General features: G+C 66.6%; 13 protein-coding genes. 8 read left to right on the top strand and 5 right to left on the bottom strand.

What is annotated here, in order from left to right:
• The 3 genes from BJQ90_RS12665 to glyA all read right to left on the bottom strand — a co-directional run.
• Nucleotides 1–302: sarcosine oxidase subunit delta (locus tag BJQ90_RS12665; RefSeq protein ID WP_226760606.1), on the bottom strand; the 302-nt coding region annotated here is incomplete at its 3' end.
• Between the two features lie 14 nt (nucleotides 303–316).
• Nucleotides 317–1,537 (bottom strand): sarcosine oxidase subunit beta family protein, encoded by a 1,221-nt coding sequence (locus tag BJQ90_RS12660; RefSeq protein WP_226760605.1) that lies wholly within the window; start codon nucleotides 1,535–1,537, stop codon nucleotides 317–319.
• Nucleotides 1,534–2,874, bottom strand: a complete 1,341-nt coding sequence (glyA, locus tag BJQ90_RS12655; protein WP_226760604.1) for a serine hydroxymethyltransferase — start codon at nucleotides 2,872–2,874, stop codon at nucleotides 1,534–1,536. The genes BJQ90_RS12660 and glyA overlap by 4 nt, the downstream gene beginning before the upstream one ends.
• Nucleotides 2,875–3,029: 155 nt before the next feature.
• On the opposite strand from glyA, the gene BJQ90_RS12650 reads away from it, so the two are divergent.
• Together BJQ90_RS12650 and BJQ90_RS12645 are read left to right on the top strand one after the other, a co-directional pair.
• Nucleotides 3,030–3,683 (top strand): GntR family transcriptional regulator, encoded by a 654-nt coding sequence (locus BJQ90_RS12650; protein ID WP_226760608.1) that lies wholly within the window; start codon nucleotides 3,030–3,032, stop codon nucleotides 3,681–3,683.
• A gap of 28 nt (nucleotides 3,684–3,711) precedes the next feature.
• The gene (locus BJQ90_RS12645; protein WP_226760603.1) at nucleotides 3,712–4,521 is read left to right on the top strand and encodes an IclR family transcriptional regulator; all 810 of its coding nucleotides are present in this window, start codon (nucleotides 3,712–3,714) and stop codon (nucleotides 4,519–4,521) included.
• A gap of 58 nt (nucleotides 4,522–4,579) precedes the next feature.
• On the opposite strand, the gene BJQ90_RS12640 is transcribed toward BJQ90_RS12645, so the two are convergent.
• Nucleotides 4,580–5,716 carry an aromatic ring-hydroxylating oxygenase subunit alpha gene (locus BJQ90_RS12640; RefSeq protein ID WP_226760602.1) on the bottom strand — a complete coding sequence of 379 codons (1,137 nt, stop codon included), beginning with the start codon at nucleotides 5,714–5,716 and terminating at the stop codon, nucleotides 4,580–4,582.
• 50 nt (nucleotides 5,717–5,766) lie between these two features.
• Nucleotides 5,767–7,095, bottom strand: a complete 1,329-nt coding sequence (locus BJQ90_RS12635; protein WP_226760601.1) for an NAD(P)/FAD-dependent oxidoreductase — start codon at nucleotides 7,093–7,095, stop codon at nucleotides 5,767–5,769.
• A 233-nt stretch (nucleotides 7,096–7,328) separates the two neighbouring features.
• Between BJQ90_RS12635 and BJQ90_RS12630 the strand changes: the two genes are divergently transcribed.
• The 6 genes from BJQ90_RS12630 to BJQ90_RS12605 all read left to right on the top strand — a co-directional run bounded on the left by BJQ90_RS12630 (nucleotide 7,329) and on the right by BJQ90_RS12605 (nucleotide 15,613).
• Nucleotides 7,329–7,679: a bifunctional 3-phenylpropionate/cinnamic acid dioxygenase ferredoxin subunit gene (locus BJQ90_RS12630; RefSeq protein ID WP_226760600.1), complete on the top strand. Its 351-nt coding sequence runs from the start codon at nucleotides 7,329–7,331 to the stop codon at nucleotides 7,677–7,679.
• A 67-nt stretch (nucleotides 7,680–7,746) separates the two neighbouring features.
• The gene (gene purU, locus BJQ90_RS12625; RefSeq protein WP_226760607.1) at nucleotides 7,747–8,688 is read left to right on the top strand and encodes a formyltetrahydrofolate deformylase; all 942 of its coding nucleotides are present in this window, start codon (nucleotides 7,747–7,749) and stop codon (nucleotides 8,686–8,688) included.
• Between the two features lie 68 nt (nucleotides 8,689–8,756).
• On the top strand, nucleotides 8,757–11,264 hold the full coding sequence (locus BJQ90_RS12620) for a GcvT family protein (protein ID WP_226760599.1): 2,508 nt from the start codon (nucleotides 8,757–8,759) through the stop codon (nucleotides 11,262–11,264).
• Nucleotides 11,265–11,325: 61 nt separating this feature from the next.
• The gene (gene betA, locus BJQ90_RS12615) at nucleotides 11,326–13,023 is read left to right on the top strand and encodes a choline dehydrogenase (protein ID WP_226760598.1); all 1,698 of its coding nucleotides are present in this window, start codon (nucleotides 11,326–11,328) and stop codon (nucleotides 13,021–13,023) included.
• Nucleotides 13,024–13,091: 68 nt separating this feature from the next.
• Nucleotides 13,092–14,582: an aldehyde dehydrogenase family protein gene (locus BJQ90_RS12610; RefSeq protein WP_319004632.1), complete on the top strand. Its 1,491-nt coding sequence runs from the start codon at nucleotides 13,092–13,094 to the stop codon at nucleotides 14,580–14,582.
• Complete coding sequence (locus tag BJQ90_RS12605; protein WP_226760596.1) at nucleotides 14,579–15,613, top strand: quaternary amine ABC transporter ATP-binding protein; 1,035 nt, start codon at nucleotides 14,579–14,581, stop codon at nucleotides 15,611–15,613. The genes BJQ90_RS12610 and BJQ90_RS12605 overlap by 4 nt, the downstream gene beginning before the upstream one ends.
• Nucleotides 15,614–15,660: the final 47 nt, after the last annotated feature.

Raw genomic sequence — 15,660 nt, 5'->3', positions numbered from 1 at the left:
GGGGTGGTGACGGTGGGGGCTGTGGGTCCGGTGGCGGGGCGAAGCTGGCCCATCGGGTACACGGCCTGGATGTCGTAGGTGACGGTGTCGCGGAGCATGTTGAACCACTGGCGGCAGCTGGTGCTGTGCAGCCAGCGCTCGGCGAAGGCGCCCTTGGTGTTGTCGCGGTAGAACAGGTACTCGGCCCATTCCCGGTCGGTGAGTTCCGCCGGGTTTTCGGGGTAGGCGATGTGGGCCTGGCCGCCGTAGTGGAATTCGGTCTCGTCCCGGGGGCCGCAGTTGGGGCAGGGAATCAGGAGCATGTCCTTACCTCTTTCTAGTGGGCCACGGCGGCGGCGCCGTGTTCGTCGATCAGGGCGCCGGTTTCGAAGCGCTCGAGGGCAAAGGGTTTGTTGAGGGCGTGGGGTGTTCCGGTTGCGATGGTGTGCGCGAAGGTCATTCCGGCAGCCGGGGTGCCCTTGAACCCGCCGGTTCCCCAGCCGCAGTTGACGAACATGTTCTCCACCGGGGTGGTGCCGACGATGGGGGAGGCATCCAGGGTGGTGTCCACGATCCCGCCCCAGGTCCGGAGCACGTGGGCCCGGGCGAAGATCGGGAAGAGCTCGACGGCGGCTGCCATCTGGTGCTCGATCACGTGGAAGGATCCGCGCTGGCCGTAGCCGTTGTACGAGTCGACGCCGGCGCCCATCACCAGTTCGCCCTTGTGGGCCTGGGAGACGTAGACGTGGACGTGGTTGGACATGACCACCGTGGGGTGGACGGGCTCGTGGAGTTCGGACACCAGGGCCTGGAGCGGGTGGGACTGGATGGGCAGCCGGAAGCCGGCCATTTCCGCGAGGACCGAGCTGTGTCCGGCCGCGCAGAGGCCGACCTTTTCGGTGTGGATCGTGCCGCGGTTGGTCTTGACGCCGACGACGCGGTTCCCGTCCTTGAGGAAGCCGGTGACTTCGCAGTTCTGGATGATGTCCACGCCCAGCTCATCGCATTTGCGGGCGAACGCCCAGGCGACGTGGTCGTGCTTGGCGATGCCGGCGCGGGGCTGGTACGTCGCACCCATGACGGGGTAGCGGATGTTGTCGTTGATGTTCAGGATGGGGCAGAGTTCCTTGACCTGCTGCGGGTCCAGCCACTCGGCGTCGACGCCGTTGAGCTTGTTGGCCCCGACGCGGCGCATGCTTTCACGGACGTCGCCCAGGGTGTGGGCCAGGTTCATCACGCCGCGCTGGCTGAACAGGAAGTCGTACTCGAGTTCCTCGGGCAGGATCTCCCACAGCTTCAGGGCGTGCTCGTAGATCGCTGCGCTTTCGTCCCAGAGGTAGTTGGAGCGGATGATCGTGGTGTTCCGGGCCATGTTGCCGCCGGCGAGCCAGCCCTTTTCCAGGATGGCGATGTTGGTCATCCCGTGGTTCTTGGCCAGGTAGTAGGCCGTGGCGAGGCCGTGGCCGCCGCCGCCCACAATCACGGCGTCGTAGGAGGACTTGGGCTCCGGGTTGCGCCAGAGGAATTCCGGGTGCTCCGGAAGCTGTTCCGTGCTCATTGTGCTGCTCCAATCAGTTCTGCTTCAAGCGCGGGGGCCGCCGTCGTCCCGCCAAGGTGGGGGTAAAGCGGGAACTTTCCCGCCAGGGCGCTGACACGGCGGCGGAGGCTGGCGGCGGTTTCGTCGCTGAGTTTGTTCTCTGTTGCCGGTGAAGTGAGGGCGGAGGCGATGATGTCCGCCACCTCCGTGAATTCGTGGGAGCCGAAGCCGCGTGTGGCCAGGGCGGGGGTGCCGATCCGGAGCCCGGAGGAGACCATGGGAGGGCGGGGGTCAAAGGGGACGGCGTTGCGGTTGACGGTGATGCCGATCTGGTGCAGCCGGTCTTCGGCCTGCTGTCCGTCCAGCTCCGAGTGCCGGAGGTCCACCAGAACCAGGTGGACATCCGTGCCGCCGTTGACCACCGAGATCCCGGCGGCGGCCACGTCATCCTTCAGGAGCCGGTCCGCGAGGAGCCGGGCACCTTCGAGGGTGCGTTCCTGGCGTTCCTTGAACGCGGCCGACGCCGCGATCTTGAAGGCAACGGCCTTGGCCGCGATCACGTGTTCCAGCGGGCCGCCCTGCTGGCCGGGGAAGACGGCGCTGTTGATCTTGCGTGCATACTCCTCCTTGCTCAGGATCACCCCGCCGCGCGGGCCGCCGAGGGTCTTGTGCGTGGTGGTGGTGACGACGTCGGCGTAGGGCACCGGGTTCGGGTGCAGCCCGGCGGCGACGAGGCCGGCGAAGTGCGCCATGTCCACCATGAGGTAGGCGCCCACGAGGTCGGCGATCCGGCGGAACTCCGCGAAATCCAGCTGCCGGGAGTAGGCCGACCAGCCGGCGACGATCATTTTGGGGCGGTGCTCGAGGGCCAGGGCCTCGACTTCGGCCATGTCCACCAGGTGGCTGTGCTCGCTCACGTGGTACGGGACCACGTTGTAGAGCTTGCCGGAGAAGTTGATCCGCATGCCGTGGGTGAGGTGTCCGCCGTGAGCCAGCGAGAGGCCCATGATCGTGTCGCCCGGTTCCAGCAGGGCAAACATGGCCGCGGCGTTGGCCTGCGCGCCCGAATGGGGCTGCACGTTGGCGGCTTCCGCGCCGAACAGGGCCTTGACCCGGTCGATGGCCAACTGTTCGATCACGTCAACGTGCTCGCAACCGCCGTAGTAGCGCTTGCCCGGGTAGCCCTCGGCGTACTTGTTCGTCAGGACCGAGCCCTGCGCCTCCATGACCGAGGCAGGGGCGAAATTCTCTGAGGCGATCATCTCGAGGGTGGACTGCTGGCGCAGGAGCTCCCTGTCCACGGCTTCCGCCACTTCGATGTCCACTTCTGATAACCGGTGATTCAGCTGCCCAACCATTCGACTGCTCCTTTGAAATACTACTTCTGACTAATTGATATATCAGTGTGTGAACAATGGTATGATGGAACTCACAGCAGAGTCAATAGGTTCGCGGCCACGACGGCCGGCCGGCCCGCTGGGGAAGGGGATATCCGTTGAGTGCAGCACACCTCATGCCGGCACCTGAGGAGGGGGAGATCTCCCTGGCCGAGGCGGCCTACCGTCGACTGCGGGACAAGCTGATCATGCTTGAGATCAAGCCCGGCGCCCCGATCAACGACGGCCAGCTGGCCGCGGAGCTCGGGGTGGGCCGGACTCCGGTTCGGGAGGCCATCAAGCGCCTGGAAGTTGACCACCTGGTTGTCTCGTACCCCCGCCGGGGAACGTTCGCCACCATCGTTGACATCACCGAACTGGCAGATGTCTCGGATATCCGCGAGCTGCTGGAACCGCTGGCTGCCCGCCGCGCCGCGAGCAACGCCAGCGCAGACATGCGCGCGGAGCTCCGGGAGGTGGCCCGGACAATCTCCGGCATCGACACCAAGCCGCGCGACAAGCGCGAGCTCATGCGCTACGACCTCACCGTGCACCGGCTGATCTACCGCGCCGCGGGCAATCCCCACCTGGAAGACACCCTGATCCGCTACGACAACCTGGCAACGCGCATCTGGTGCCTGGTGCTCGACAAACTTCCCTCAGTGGAAGGGCACGTTACCGAGCACGTGAAACTGCTGGAGGCCATTGCGGACGGCGACGCGGAAAGCGCCGGCCATCTCGCGGTGGAGCACGTCCGAAGCTTTGAGCAGGCCGTCCGCAGTGTGCTCTAGCCGCCGAAACTACTCGTTAGTATGAAGCATGGCTTCCAACACTGACCCTGAATCTGATACTGGGCCTGACGGCGGGCAGCATGGCGGCGTCCAGTCTGTGGACCGGGCACTTGCCGTGCTGGAGATCCTGGCCCGTGACGGCCAGGCAGGGGTGAGCGAAATAGCCGACGAGATGGGCATCCACAAGTCCACCGTGTCCCGGCTGCTCGGCTCGCTGGTGAGCAGGGATATCGTCCACCAGAACAGTGAACGGGGAAAGTACCAGCTGGGCTTCGGCATTCTGCGGCTGGCAAGCTCCGTCCCCGGGAGGCTAAGCCTTGTCCGCGAGGCCCGGCCCGTCCTGGAAAGCCTGGCCGAGGACTTCAAGGAAACGGTGAACCTCGCAGTGCTGCGATCCAACTATGCAGTCAACGTGGACCAGGCCATGGGGCCCTCGACGCTCGCCACCTACGACTGGGTGGGCAGCCTGACCCCGCTGCACGCAACCTCCAGCGGAAAGGTCCTGCTGGCGGCACTCTCCGCGGATGAGCGGGACCGGATCCTGAAGGAGGCGGGTCTGCCTGCCCGGACCCCGCGCACCGTAACCAGCCGGAGCAAGCTGGAGAACCAGCTCCTCGACATTTCCCGTGAGGGCTACTGTGTCATTCGCGAAGAGTTCGAGATCGGGCTCAATGCCATTGCCGTGCCGGTGTACAACCATATGGGAACAGTGATCGGCGCCGTGAGCATCTCCGGGCCGGCCTTCCGTTTTGATCCGGACAAGACGCCGGGGCTCCCGGAAGCACTGAAGCAGGCCGGGCTCCAGATCAGTAAGAACATGGGCTACACCCGGCGGTAGAAGAGACGGAGCCCGCCGAAACCAGGGTTTCGACGGGCTCCGTCAGCTGGGGCAGGGCTCAGTGGCCGGGGGTGACGTCGCCCACCCGGGCCTGGACCCAGTCGTGGAAGGCGCCGATGTGGTGCTCGCTGGGGACCAGCACCCCGCCCTTGGCATAGACCTTTGAGCCCATGGCCGGCTGGCAGCGCTCGCAGGCGTCGAAGTCCTGCTCGTTGACGCGGTGGAAGAGCTCAACCGAGGCGCTGACATCCTTTCCGCTTTCCACGACGCTGGGAAGGTAGAGCCAGTCGCATTCAACGATCGTGTGGTCCGCGGCCATGGGGAACATGCGGTGGATGATCACGTGATCCGGAACCAGGTTGACGAAGACCGTGGGCTTGATCGTCACGGCGTAGTAGCGCCGGTCCTGGTCCTCGCCCACGCCGGGAATCCGGTCCATCCCTTCGGAGCCGTCGATGGTAAAGCCTTTGATGTCCTCACCGAATTCGGCGCCGTGGCCTACAAAGTACTGGGCGGCAAGGCCGTCGGCGAATTCCGGCAGCACCTCCGTGAGCTCGGGGTGGATGGTGGCGCAGTGGTAGCACTCCATGAAGTTCTCGATGATGAGCTTCCAGTTGGCCTTCACGTCGTACCTGATGCGGCGGCCCAGGCTCAGGTTGGCGATGTCATAGTCCTCCACCGCCTGCAGGTCCCCGAGGCGTTCCTCGATGGCACCCATGACGTCCTCTTCGAACGACGGCGGCTCGTCGGCCAGGCAGACCCAGACATACCCGAGGTACTCGCGGGTGTGGACCTTCACCAGCCCGTACTCGTCCCGGTCGATATCCGGCATCTTGGTCAGGTTGGGGGCCGCAATGAGCTTGCCTTCGAAGTCGTAGGTCCAGGCGTGGTACGGGCACTGGAATGAGCGCGCAGCTTCACCCTGCTCCTCCATGCACAGCTTGACGCCCCGGTGCCGGCACACGTTGTAGAAGGCGCGGATGCCGCCTTTGCGGGTTCGGCTGACCAGCACACTCTCGCGGCCCACCTGCGCCGTCCGCCAGGCCCCGGGCTTGTCCAGGTCGGCGGACCGCACTGCGCAGAACCACATCTGCTCGAAAATGCGCTCCTGCTCGGCGCGGAAGATCTCTTCGCTGACGTAGGCCTGGCCCGGGAGAGTGGGGATCAGGCTGGGCGTGAAGACTTCGGTGGTCATTCGTTACTCCTCTGCGGTGACTGACGTCGGGGGTGTGGTGGTCGGTGGGGTCAGGCGAAACTGGTGGATACTGCCAGTACAGGCCGGGCGGTGCATTTGGGGGCCGCGCCGTTGGGGGCCGGGCTGGTTGGGTTGGCGCTGGCTGGGTCAGCGCCTGCTGCGGCAACGCTGGCCGGGCCGGCGTGGCCCGCGGCGGCCGGGGTGTCCGCCGATCGTGCGGCGTTGAGCTGCCGCTTCCACTTGTTGAAGAGGCGCGGCTGGTTGGCACCAAGGACGGCTACCGGATCGCTGCCACGGTAGTAGACGGCCAGGAAGCTGTGCGCTGCGGGGTCTCCGGCCTCGATGGACACCCGATCCGTGTCACGGGCATGACCGGCGAACTGGATCCTGACGTTGTACTGGTCGGACCAGAAATACGGCAGGTTCAGAGGCTGGCGGGCGGCTCCGGGATCCAGTAGCGCGGTCACGGCGAGCGACGGGCGCTCCGTGGCGCAGCTCCAGTGCTCCACGCGGCCGTGCCTCCCGGACTCTTCGTCCAGCCAGGCGGCGCAGTCGCCGACGGCCACCACGCCCGGAACATTGGTCCGGCCCATCGGATCGCACAGGACGCCGTCGCCGAGTTCGATCCCGGAGCCGGCAAGCCAGGCCGTGTTGGGCACGGCGCCGATGGCCACCAGGACGACGTCCGCAGGCAGGTACCGGCCATTCGCCAGCCGCAGCCCGCTGACCACTCCCTCGCCGCTGTAATAGGACTCAACGGTGGCGTCACAAATCAGCTCCACCCCGTTAATTCCATGTAACGCAGCCAGGGTGGCCGCCATCTCCGCACCCAGCGGGCGGCTGAGCGGGACGGTGCCCGTGCAGACGACCGTGACTTCAACCCCAAGGGCGCGGGCGGTGGAGGCCACCTCGGCCCCGATAAACCCGGCGCCTACGATGACGAGTCTGGTTCCGGGCACCAGTTCGGGTGCGAGGTCCTGTGCGTCCTCCAGGGTGCGCAGGGTAAAGACATTTGCCAGACCGGCAAGTTCCGGCAAGGTCCGGGCGGATGCTCCGGTGGCGATGACGACACCGTCGGCCTCTATTACGGAGCCGTCGTCGAGGGTGACCCTGCGGGTAGCGGCATCCAGGCTGCGTGCAGCCCGGCCCAGCAGCCACTCGGCCTGCAGCGGGTCTGCGGCTTCACCCGCATTCTCCAGCAGGAGGTGTCCAGGGGTGATTTTTCCCGCCAGGAAATCCTTGGACAGCGGCGGCCGGTCATAGGGCCGGTGCGCCTCGTCCCCGATAATGACCAGCCTTCCGGCGAAGCCCTGGGCGCGGGCGGAACGGGCGGCCGAGATTCCCGCCAGGGATGCCCCCACTATTGCCAGTGTCTGCATGGCTGCCTTCCCGTTACATAAGTGCAACAAATTGCGCATAACGCAACAACTCTCTGTATGCGAGACAGCGTGGCGCATGCCGCGGGGAGTGTCAAGGGCCCGCCCCGTCTGCAGGCAGCCCCTTGACAAGGGGGAGTGGCGTGGATCACTCTGTTGCGTATTGTGATCGGCGTTGATGATGGCACAACCTGCCGACCAGGCTGAGCCCGTCAACCGCGAAAGAGGTTTATCAGATGCACATCGCCTGCCCACTCGCAGCACTGGCCCCGGGAGACGCCGTCCGTCTCGACACGTCCCCCCCGATCGCCGTCTTCCACACGGAGGATGGCGAGTTGTTCGCCCTGGACGACACCTGCACGCACCAGGATGCGTCCCTCGCGGACGGCTGGGTGGACGGCTGCGAGGTGGAGTGTCCCCTTCATGCTTCCAAGTTCAATCTCCGCACCGGTGAAGTGGACTCGCCGCCGGCCAAGCTGCCTGTGCGGGTCCACAAGGTCTCCGTGGTGGACGGCCAGATCATGGTTGAGGAGTCCAGCGAGGCGCCCAACCTTCCACCGGGCCTGAGCATCAACGGTCACATCTAGGCACTATCAGGCAGTACCCCGTTACAAGCCGAGAGGTGAAGTTTTGACCCTTCAACTAAGCAACGAGCTGCAGGAACGGCCGCGTTCCGCGGCCCCCGCCGGCCAGCACCGGGCAGCATCCGGGCAGCAGGCGACGCCGTTCGTCCTCACCGTGGCCTGTCCCGAACGCAGTGGAATCGTCCATGCGGTGTCCAGCTTCCTCGCGATGCGTGGTTTCGACATCGCCGAACACCAACAGTTTGACGACCACGTGAGTAACACCCTCTTTCTGCGCACCGCCTTCACCGGAACCCTGGCCGGCGCAGGCGACGCCAGCAGCGTTGATCCGGACAGCACGGCCGGTTCCCTGTCCGCCGACTTCGCGGAAATCGCCGGTGAATTCGGTATGTCCTACACCTTCCACGACGACCGACCGCAGCGCATCCTGGTGATGGTCTCCAAGTTCGGCCACTGCCTCAATGACCTGATTTTCCGCTGGCGCGCCGGGAGCCTGGGAGCGGAGATCGCCGCTGTCGTCTCCAACCACGAGGACCTGCGCCTGATGGCGGAAGCCGCAGGACTTCCCTTCATCCACGTGCCGGTAACCGCATCCACCAAAACCCAGGCGGAGTCCCGGCTGCTGGAACTCGTCGACGACTACGATGCGGACGTCGTGGTCCTGGCACGGTATATGCAGGTACTCTCCGACGACCTCTGCGGGAAACTCAACGGCCGGGCCATCAACATCCACCATTCTTTCCTCCCCGGGTTCAAGGGCGCCAAGCCCTACCACCAGGCCTACGAGCGCGGCGTCAAGCTGGTCGGGGCCACGGCCCACTACGTCACCGGCGACCTCGACGAGGGGCCGATCATCGAGCAGGAAGTTTTCCGGGTGGACCACAGCGTTGACCCGGAATCCCTGGTGACGGCCGGGCGCGACGCCGAAGCGATAGCCCTGTCCCGAGCGGTGAAATGGCACTGCCAGCACCGCGTCCTCCTCAACGGCTGCCGGACCGTCGTCTTCCGCTAGAGCCACACCGCGGCGCCCCGAGCGGGCACCGTCCACGCACACAGCAAGTCACGAACAGGAGCTCCCGTATGAGCGCTACACCCCGCGTCGTTATCATCGGTGCCGGCATAGTCGGTGCGAATCTGGCGGACGAACTGGCCACCCGAGGCTGGACCAGCGTCACCGTGCTGGAGCAGGGACCGCTCGGCCTCGCCGGCGGCTCCACGTCCCACGCCCCCGGCCTGGTGTTCCAGACCAACCCGTCCAGGACAATGACGCAGTTCGCCGCCTATACGGTGGACAAGCTCCTCTCCCTGAGCGACGAGGGTGTCGCGTGCTTCAACCAGGTGGGCGGACTGGAGATCGCCACCACCCCGGAGCGGCTTGAAGACCTCAAACGCAAGCTCGGCTACGCAAGCTCGTGGGGCATCGAAGGCCGCATCATCGACCCCGACGAGTGCACCAAGCATTACCCGCTGCTGAACCCGGAGATGGTGCTGGGCGGACTTTACGTCCCCTCCGACGGCCTCGCCTCGGCAGCCCGCGCGGTCCAGCTGCTGATCCGCAAGGCCACGGCAGCCGGTGTCACGTTCATCGGATCAACCCCGGTGACCGGGATCGAGCAGGCCGGCGGAAAGGTCACCGGCGTGCACACTCCCGACGGCGTGGTCCCGGCCGACATCGTGGTGTCCTGCGCCGGCTTCTGGGGTCCCAGGATCGGCGCGATGGCCGGCATGGCCGTTCCGCTGCTGCCGCTCGCCCACCAGTACGTCAAGACCACCACGGTACCGGAACTCGTGGGCACAAACTTCGGCACCAATCCGCTGGATCCCTCCAATGGCGCGCGCATGCCCATCCTCCGCCATCAGGACAAGGACCTCTACTTCCGCGAGCACGGAGACCGGATCGGAATCGGATCCTACGCCCACCGGCCCATGCCGGTGGACCTGGCCACGCTGCCCGAGGTGGCTCCGGGGCAGATGTCCGAGCACCGGATGCCGTCCCGGCTCGAATTCACCGCGAAGGATTTCCTGCCCTGCTGGGAGGACAGCCGCCAACTGCTGCCGGCCCTCCGTGGTGCGGAGATCGCCGACGGCTTCAACGGCATCTTCTCCTTCACCCCGGACGGCGGGCCGTTGATCGGGCAGGCGCCGGAGCTTGACGGCTTCTACGTCGCGGAAGCGGTCTGGGTGACGCACTCCGCGGGTGTGGCCCGCGCGGTCGCCGAACTGTTGATCGAGGGCCAGTCCCGCACCCCGCTCCACGAATGCGAGGTCACCCGGTTCGAGGCTGTCCAGACCGCCGAGAGCTACGTCAGCGAAACCTCCCAGCAGAACTTCGCCGAAATCTACGACATCCTGCACCCCCTGCAGCCGCGTAAATCCCCCCGGGACCTGCGCGTCAGCCCGTTCAACTGCCGTCAGAAAGACCTCGGCGCGTTCTTCCTCGAGGCCGGCGGCTGGGAACGCCCGCACTGGTTCGAGGCGAACCGGGACCTGTTGGAGGAGATGCCGTCCGAATGGCGGGCGACGGAACGCGGACCCTGGGCGGCCATGTTCAGCTCCCCCATATCCGCGGCCGAGGCGTGGAAGACGCGTACCGCCGTTGCACTTTACGACATGACTGCACTCAAGCGGCTCGAAATCAGCGGACCGGGCGCCCTCGCCCTGCTGCAGCGGCTCAGCGCCGGACAGATCGATAAGAAGCCCGGCGCCGTCACCTACTGCCTGCTGCTGAACGACGACGCCGGCATCCGCAGTGACATCACGATCGCACGGCTCACCGAGACCACGTTCCAGGTCGGCGCCAACGGCAACATCGACCTCGACTACTTCACCCGCGAAGCCCGGAACCAGACCGCCGCGGACGCCAGCCAGTGGGTGCAGGTCCGCGACATCACGGGCTCGACCTGCTGCATCGGACTCTGGGGTCCGCAGGCACGGGAAGTCATCGCCAAGGTCAGTACCGATGATTTCAGCAATGACGGGTTGCGGTACTTCCGCACCAAGCAGGTGCGGATCGGCGGCATCCCCGTGACGGCCATGCGCCTGTCCTATGTGGGGGAGCTGGGCTGGGAGCTGTACACCACCGCCGAACACGGACTGAGGCTCTGGGACCTCCTCTTCGAGGCCGGCCAGGAGCAGGGCATCATCGCCGCCGGCCGCGGCGCCTTCAACAGCCTCCGTCTGGAAAAGGGATACCGGCTCTGGGGGACCGACATGACGCCCGAACATGAGCCGTACCAGGCGGGCCTGGGCTTTTCGATCGCTAAGACCAAGGAGTCTTTCGTGGGCGCCGATGCGCTCGCCCGGCGTCGGGCAACGCCCACGTCCAAGCAATTGCGCTGCCTGACGGTCGACGACGGCACCTCCGTGGTGCTGGGCAAGGAACCCGTGTATTTCAAAGGCGAAGCCGCCGGCTACGTGACCAGTGCCGCCTACGGCTACACGGTGCAGCGCCCGATCGCCTATGCCTGGCTCCCAGCCGACGCCGCCGAAGGCGATGCCGTGGAAATCGAATACTTCGGCACCCGGATCGCCGCCACCATCGCAGCAGAGCCGCTAGTGGACCCGGGCATGGAACGCCTGCGCGGCTGACCCGGGCCCGTCTGGGCCTCCCACCACGACACCGACACCACGCCCCAAGGAGATTCACCCCATGACGAACGAGAGCTACGACTACGTGATTGTCGGCGGCGGAAGCGCCGGATCGGTCCTCGCCGACAGGCTGAGCGCGGACGGAACGCACACCGTGCTGGTCCTTGAAGCAGGCCGCAGCGACTACCCGTGGGACCTTTTCATCCAGATGCCGGCGGCACTGACGTTCCCCAGCGGCAACCGGTTCTACGACTGGCAGTACCAGTCGGACCCCGAACCGCGCATGCACGGCCGCAGGATCGCGCACGCCCGCGGCAAGGTGCTGGGCGGCTCCAGCTCCATCAACGGGATGATCTTCCAGCGCGGCAACCCGATGGACTACGAACGCTGGGGAGCCGACGCCGGCATGGAAACCTGGGACTTCGCCCACTGCCTGCCCTACTTCAAGCGCATGGAAACCGCGCTCGCCGCAGCGCCGGACGATGAACTCCGCGGCCATGACGGCCCCCTGGTGCTGGAGCGCGGGCCGGCCCGCAACCCCCTGTTCCAGGCCTTCTTCCGGGCCGCCGAGGAAGCAGGGCACCAGCGCACCGACGACGTCAACGGGTACCGGCAGGAGGGCTTCGGCCCGTTCGACCGCAATGTCCACAAGGGCCAGCGGTTGTCCGCGTCCCGCGCCTACCTCCGCCCCAACAAGGGCCGCAAGAACCTGACCGTGCGCACCCGGGCGCTCGTTTCCAAGGTCAATTTTGAGGGCACAACGGCAACCGGGGTCAGCTACCGCCGGAACGGGCGGCGGCACACCGTCACCGCCAAGGAAGTGGTGCTGTGCGGCGGGGCCATCAATACGCCCCAGCTGCTGCAACTCTCCGGCGTCGGTGATTCGGCGCACCTGTCCTCGCTCGGCATCAGGCCCGTGGTGGACCTGCCCGGGGTGGGCGCAAACCTGCAGGACCACCTCGAGGTCTATGTCCAGCACTCCTGCAAGCAGCCCGTGTCCATGCAGCCGAGCCTCAGCCTCTGGCGCTACCCGCTGATCGGGCTCCAATGGCTCCTGGGCCGCAAGGGACCGGCCGCCACCAACCACTTCGAAGGGGGCGGATTCGTCCGTTCCAACGATGACGTCGCCTACCCCAACCTGATGTTCCACTTCCTGCCGGTGGCTGTCCGCTACGACGGCCAAAAAGCCGACGCCAAACACGGGTACCAGGTCCACGTCGGCCCCATGTACTCCGACACCAGAGGCAGCCTGAAAATCACCTCCACGGACCCGGCCAAGCACCCGTCCCTGCAGTTCAACTACCTCTCCACGGACCAGGACCGGCGCGAATGGGTCGAGGCCATCCGGGTCACCCGCGACATCCTTGCCCAGCCGGCCCTCGCGCCCTACAGCGGCGGCGAACTCTCGCCTGGCCCGTCGGTCCAGACGGACGAGGAGATCCTCGACTGGGTGGCCCGGGACGCCGAGACGGCGCTCCACCCCTCCTGCACCGCCAAGATGGGCCCGGCCGCTGACCCCCTGGCAGTGGTGGATCCGCTCACCATGAAGGTGCACGGGACCTCGGGGCTCCGCGTGGCCGATGCCTCCGCGATGCCCTACGTGACCAACGGCAACATCTACGCGCCGGTGATCATGCTCGCCGAAAAGGCAGCGGACCTCATCCTGGACCGCACACCGCTGGCACCCCAGCACGCCGACTTCTACCGGCACGCACCTGCATCAACTCCCGAGGCCGCGCCCAGCGCGGGCCGCGCATGAGCTGCGTCCAGGGCGTCCAGCTGGCCGGGACCGGCGTTGGGACCGTGACAGGCCCCGATGCCGCACCGCTGCGGGGCCTCTTCGTGGACGGCCGGTGGCGTGAACCGGCCGCCGGAAAGACCCGGGTCATCAACTGCCCGGCGGACGGCGAACAGGTCGCCGAGGTTGCCGAATGCACGGCCGCCGACGCCGGGGAAGCAGTCGCCAGCGCCCGCCGCGCGTTCGACGCCGGAGCGTGGCCCGCAACCAGCGAGAAGGACCGCGGCCAGGTCCTGCTCCGTACCGCCGAACTGCTGGAACGCGACAAGGCACTGTATGCCCGGGCCGAAGCCCTCGACACGGGCAAGCGCTACGTCGAAGCGGAATACGACATCGACGATATCGCCGCCTGCTTTAGGTACTACGGCGGCATCGCCGGGACGGACGCCGGCCGCGTGATCGACACCGGCAACCCCGGTTCCATCAGCCGCGTGGTGCACGCCCCGGTAGGGGTCTGCGGGCTCATCACGCCATGGAACTACCCCCTCCTGCAGGCCTCATGGAAGGTGGCCCCGGCCCTGCTGGCCGGCAACACCTTCGTCCTGAAACCCAGCGAACTGACTCCCTCCACGTCCATCCTGCTGATGGACACGCTCCTGGAGGCCGGACTGCCGCCCGGCGTCGCCAACCTCGTCACCGGCACCGGCCCCGAGGTCGGCGCCGTCCTGAGCGAAAGCCCGGACGTTGACCTGGTCTCCTTTACCGGCGGCCTGGCCACCGGGATCGGCATCATGAAGACCGCGGCTGACACGGTAAAGCGGGTCGCCCTGGAACTGGGCGGGAAGAATCCCAACATCGTCTTCGCTGATGCCGACCGCGAGTCGGCACTGGACAACGCCCTCACCGCGGTGTTCCTGCACTCGGGGCAGGTGTGCTCGGCCGGTACGCGGCTCATCATCGAGGAATCGATCCACGACGGGTTCGTGGCCGAACTGGTGCGGCGCGCCCAGGCCATCCGGCTTGGCGGCCCCTTCGACGCGCGCGCGGAGACCGGCCCGCTCATCTCCGCCGCGCACCGCGACAAGGTCCACGCCCACGTCCAGGCCGGCATCGCGGAAGGAGCCACGCTGCTGTGCGGCGGCTATATCCCGGACACCGGCGCGCTGGCAACCGGCAGCTACTACCCTCCCACCATCCTGGACGGTTGCCACACCTCCATGAACGCCGTCCAGGAGGAGTCGTTCGGGCCGGTCCTGACCGTGGAGACCTTCAGCACCGAGCAGGAAGCCATCAGACTGGCCAACGACACCGCCTACGGGCTGGCCGGCGCCGTCTGGACAACTGACGGTTCCCGCGCCCAGCGTGTGGCCGGGGCCCTCCGGCACGGCACCGTGTGGATCAACGACTACCACCCTTACGTCCCCCAGGCCGAGTGGGGCGGATTCGGCAAGTCAGGAAACGGCCGCGAGCTGGGGCTCCAGGGCCTCGCGGAGTACCGCGAAACCAAACACATCTGGCAAAACATCAATCCCAAGCCCAGCCACTGGTTCGAGCCTCCACAGGCAGGAGTACAGCAATGAACAGTCCCGACATCTCAGTGCGCAAGCTATGGAAGGTCTTCGGACCGGGGGGTGACAAGATCCCCGACAACCCCGAACTCTCGGCCCTCAACTCCGCGGAGCTGCTGGAACGCACCGGCTGCGTGGCCGCGGTCCGCGACCTGAGTTTCGACGTCGCCAAAGGCGAGGTCTTCGTGGTCATGGGACTTTCCGGATCCGGCAAATCCACCCTGATCCGCTGCCTGACCCGGCTGATCGAACCCACCTCCGGGCAGGTCCTGGTGGACGGCAAGGACGTCCTGCAGGCAGGCATCGCGGAGCTGCGCGAACTGCGCCGCCGGAAAATGTCCATGGTGTTCCAGCACTTCGGCCTCCTCCCGCACCGCACCGTGCTGGACAACGTCTCCTACGGCCTGCAGATCCGCGGGGCGGCCAAAAACGAACGCTACGCCAGAGCCCGGGAGATCATCGAGCTGGTTGGCCTGAAAGGCTACGAACAGCACTACCCGGACCAGCTGTCCGGCGGGATGCAGCAGCGCGTCGGCCTGGGCCGGGCCCTGGCCGGCGATCCGGACACCATCCTCTTCGACGAACCGTTCTCCGCCCTGGATCCACTCATCCGCCGCGACATGCAGGCGGAAGTCATCCGGCTGCACAAGGAAATGGGCAAGACCATGGTCTTTGTGACCCACGACCTCTCCGAGGCGCTCAAGCTCGGCGACCGCATCCTGATCATGCGCAACGGCGAGAAGGTCCAGTGCGGCACGGGAGACGAACTGGTGGGGTCACCCGCGGATAAATACATTGAGGACTTTGTGTCCGAAGTGCCACGCGCGGACGTCCTGACGCTGAAGTGGATCACCGGGCCCGTGGCGGCCGGAACGCCGGCAGACGCGCCGGTCCTCAGTTCCCGGATGATCATCCGGGATGCCATCGCGGCGGTCATGCACTCCTCCTGCCCCGTCCTGGTGGAGGATGCCGGGCGGATCACCGGGCAGATCGACCGTGACAGCATCCTGTCGGTCCTCCAACCCACGGAAGCAGCGGCCTAATGTCCACCCTTGTCGGAGACCGTGTCCGGGTCCCGCCCGCCCCGGCC

The organism is Arthrobacter sp. SO3, assembly GCF_020532825.1.
Taxonomy (GTDB): domain Bacteria; phylum Actinomycetota; class Actinomycetes; order Actinomycetales; family Micrococcaceae; genus Arthrobacter.
This window is presented reverse-complemented; position numbering and strand designations above follow the sequence as displayed.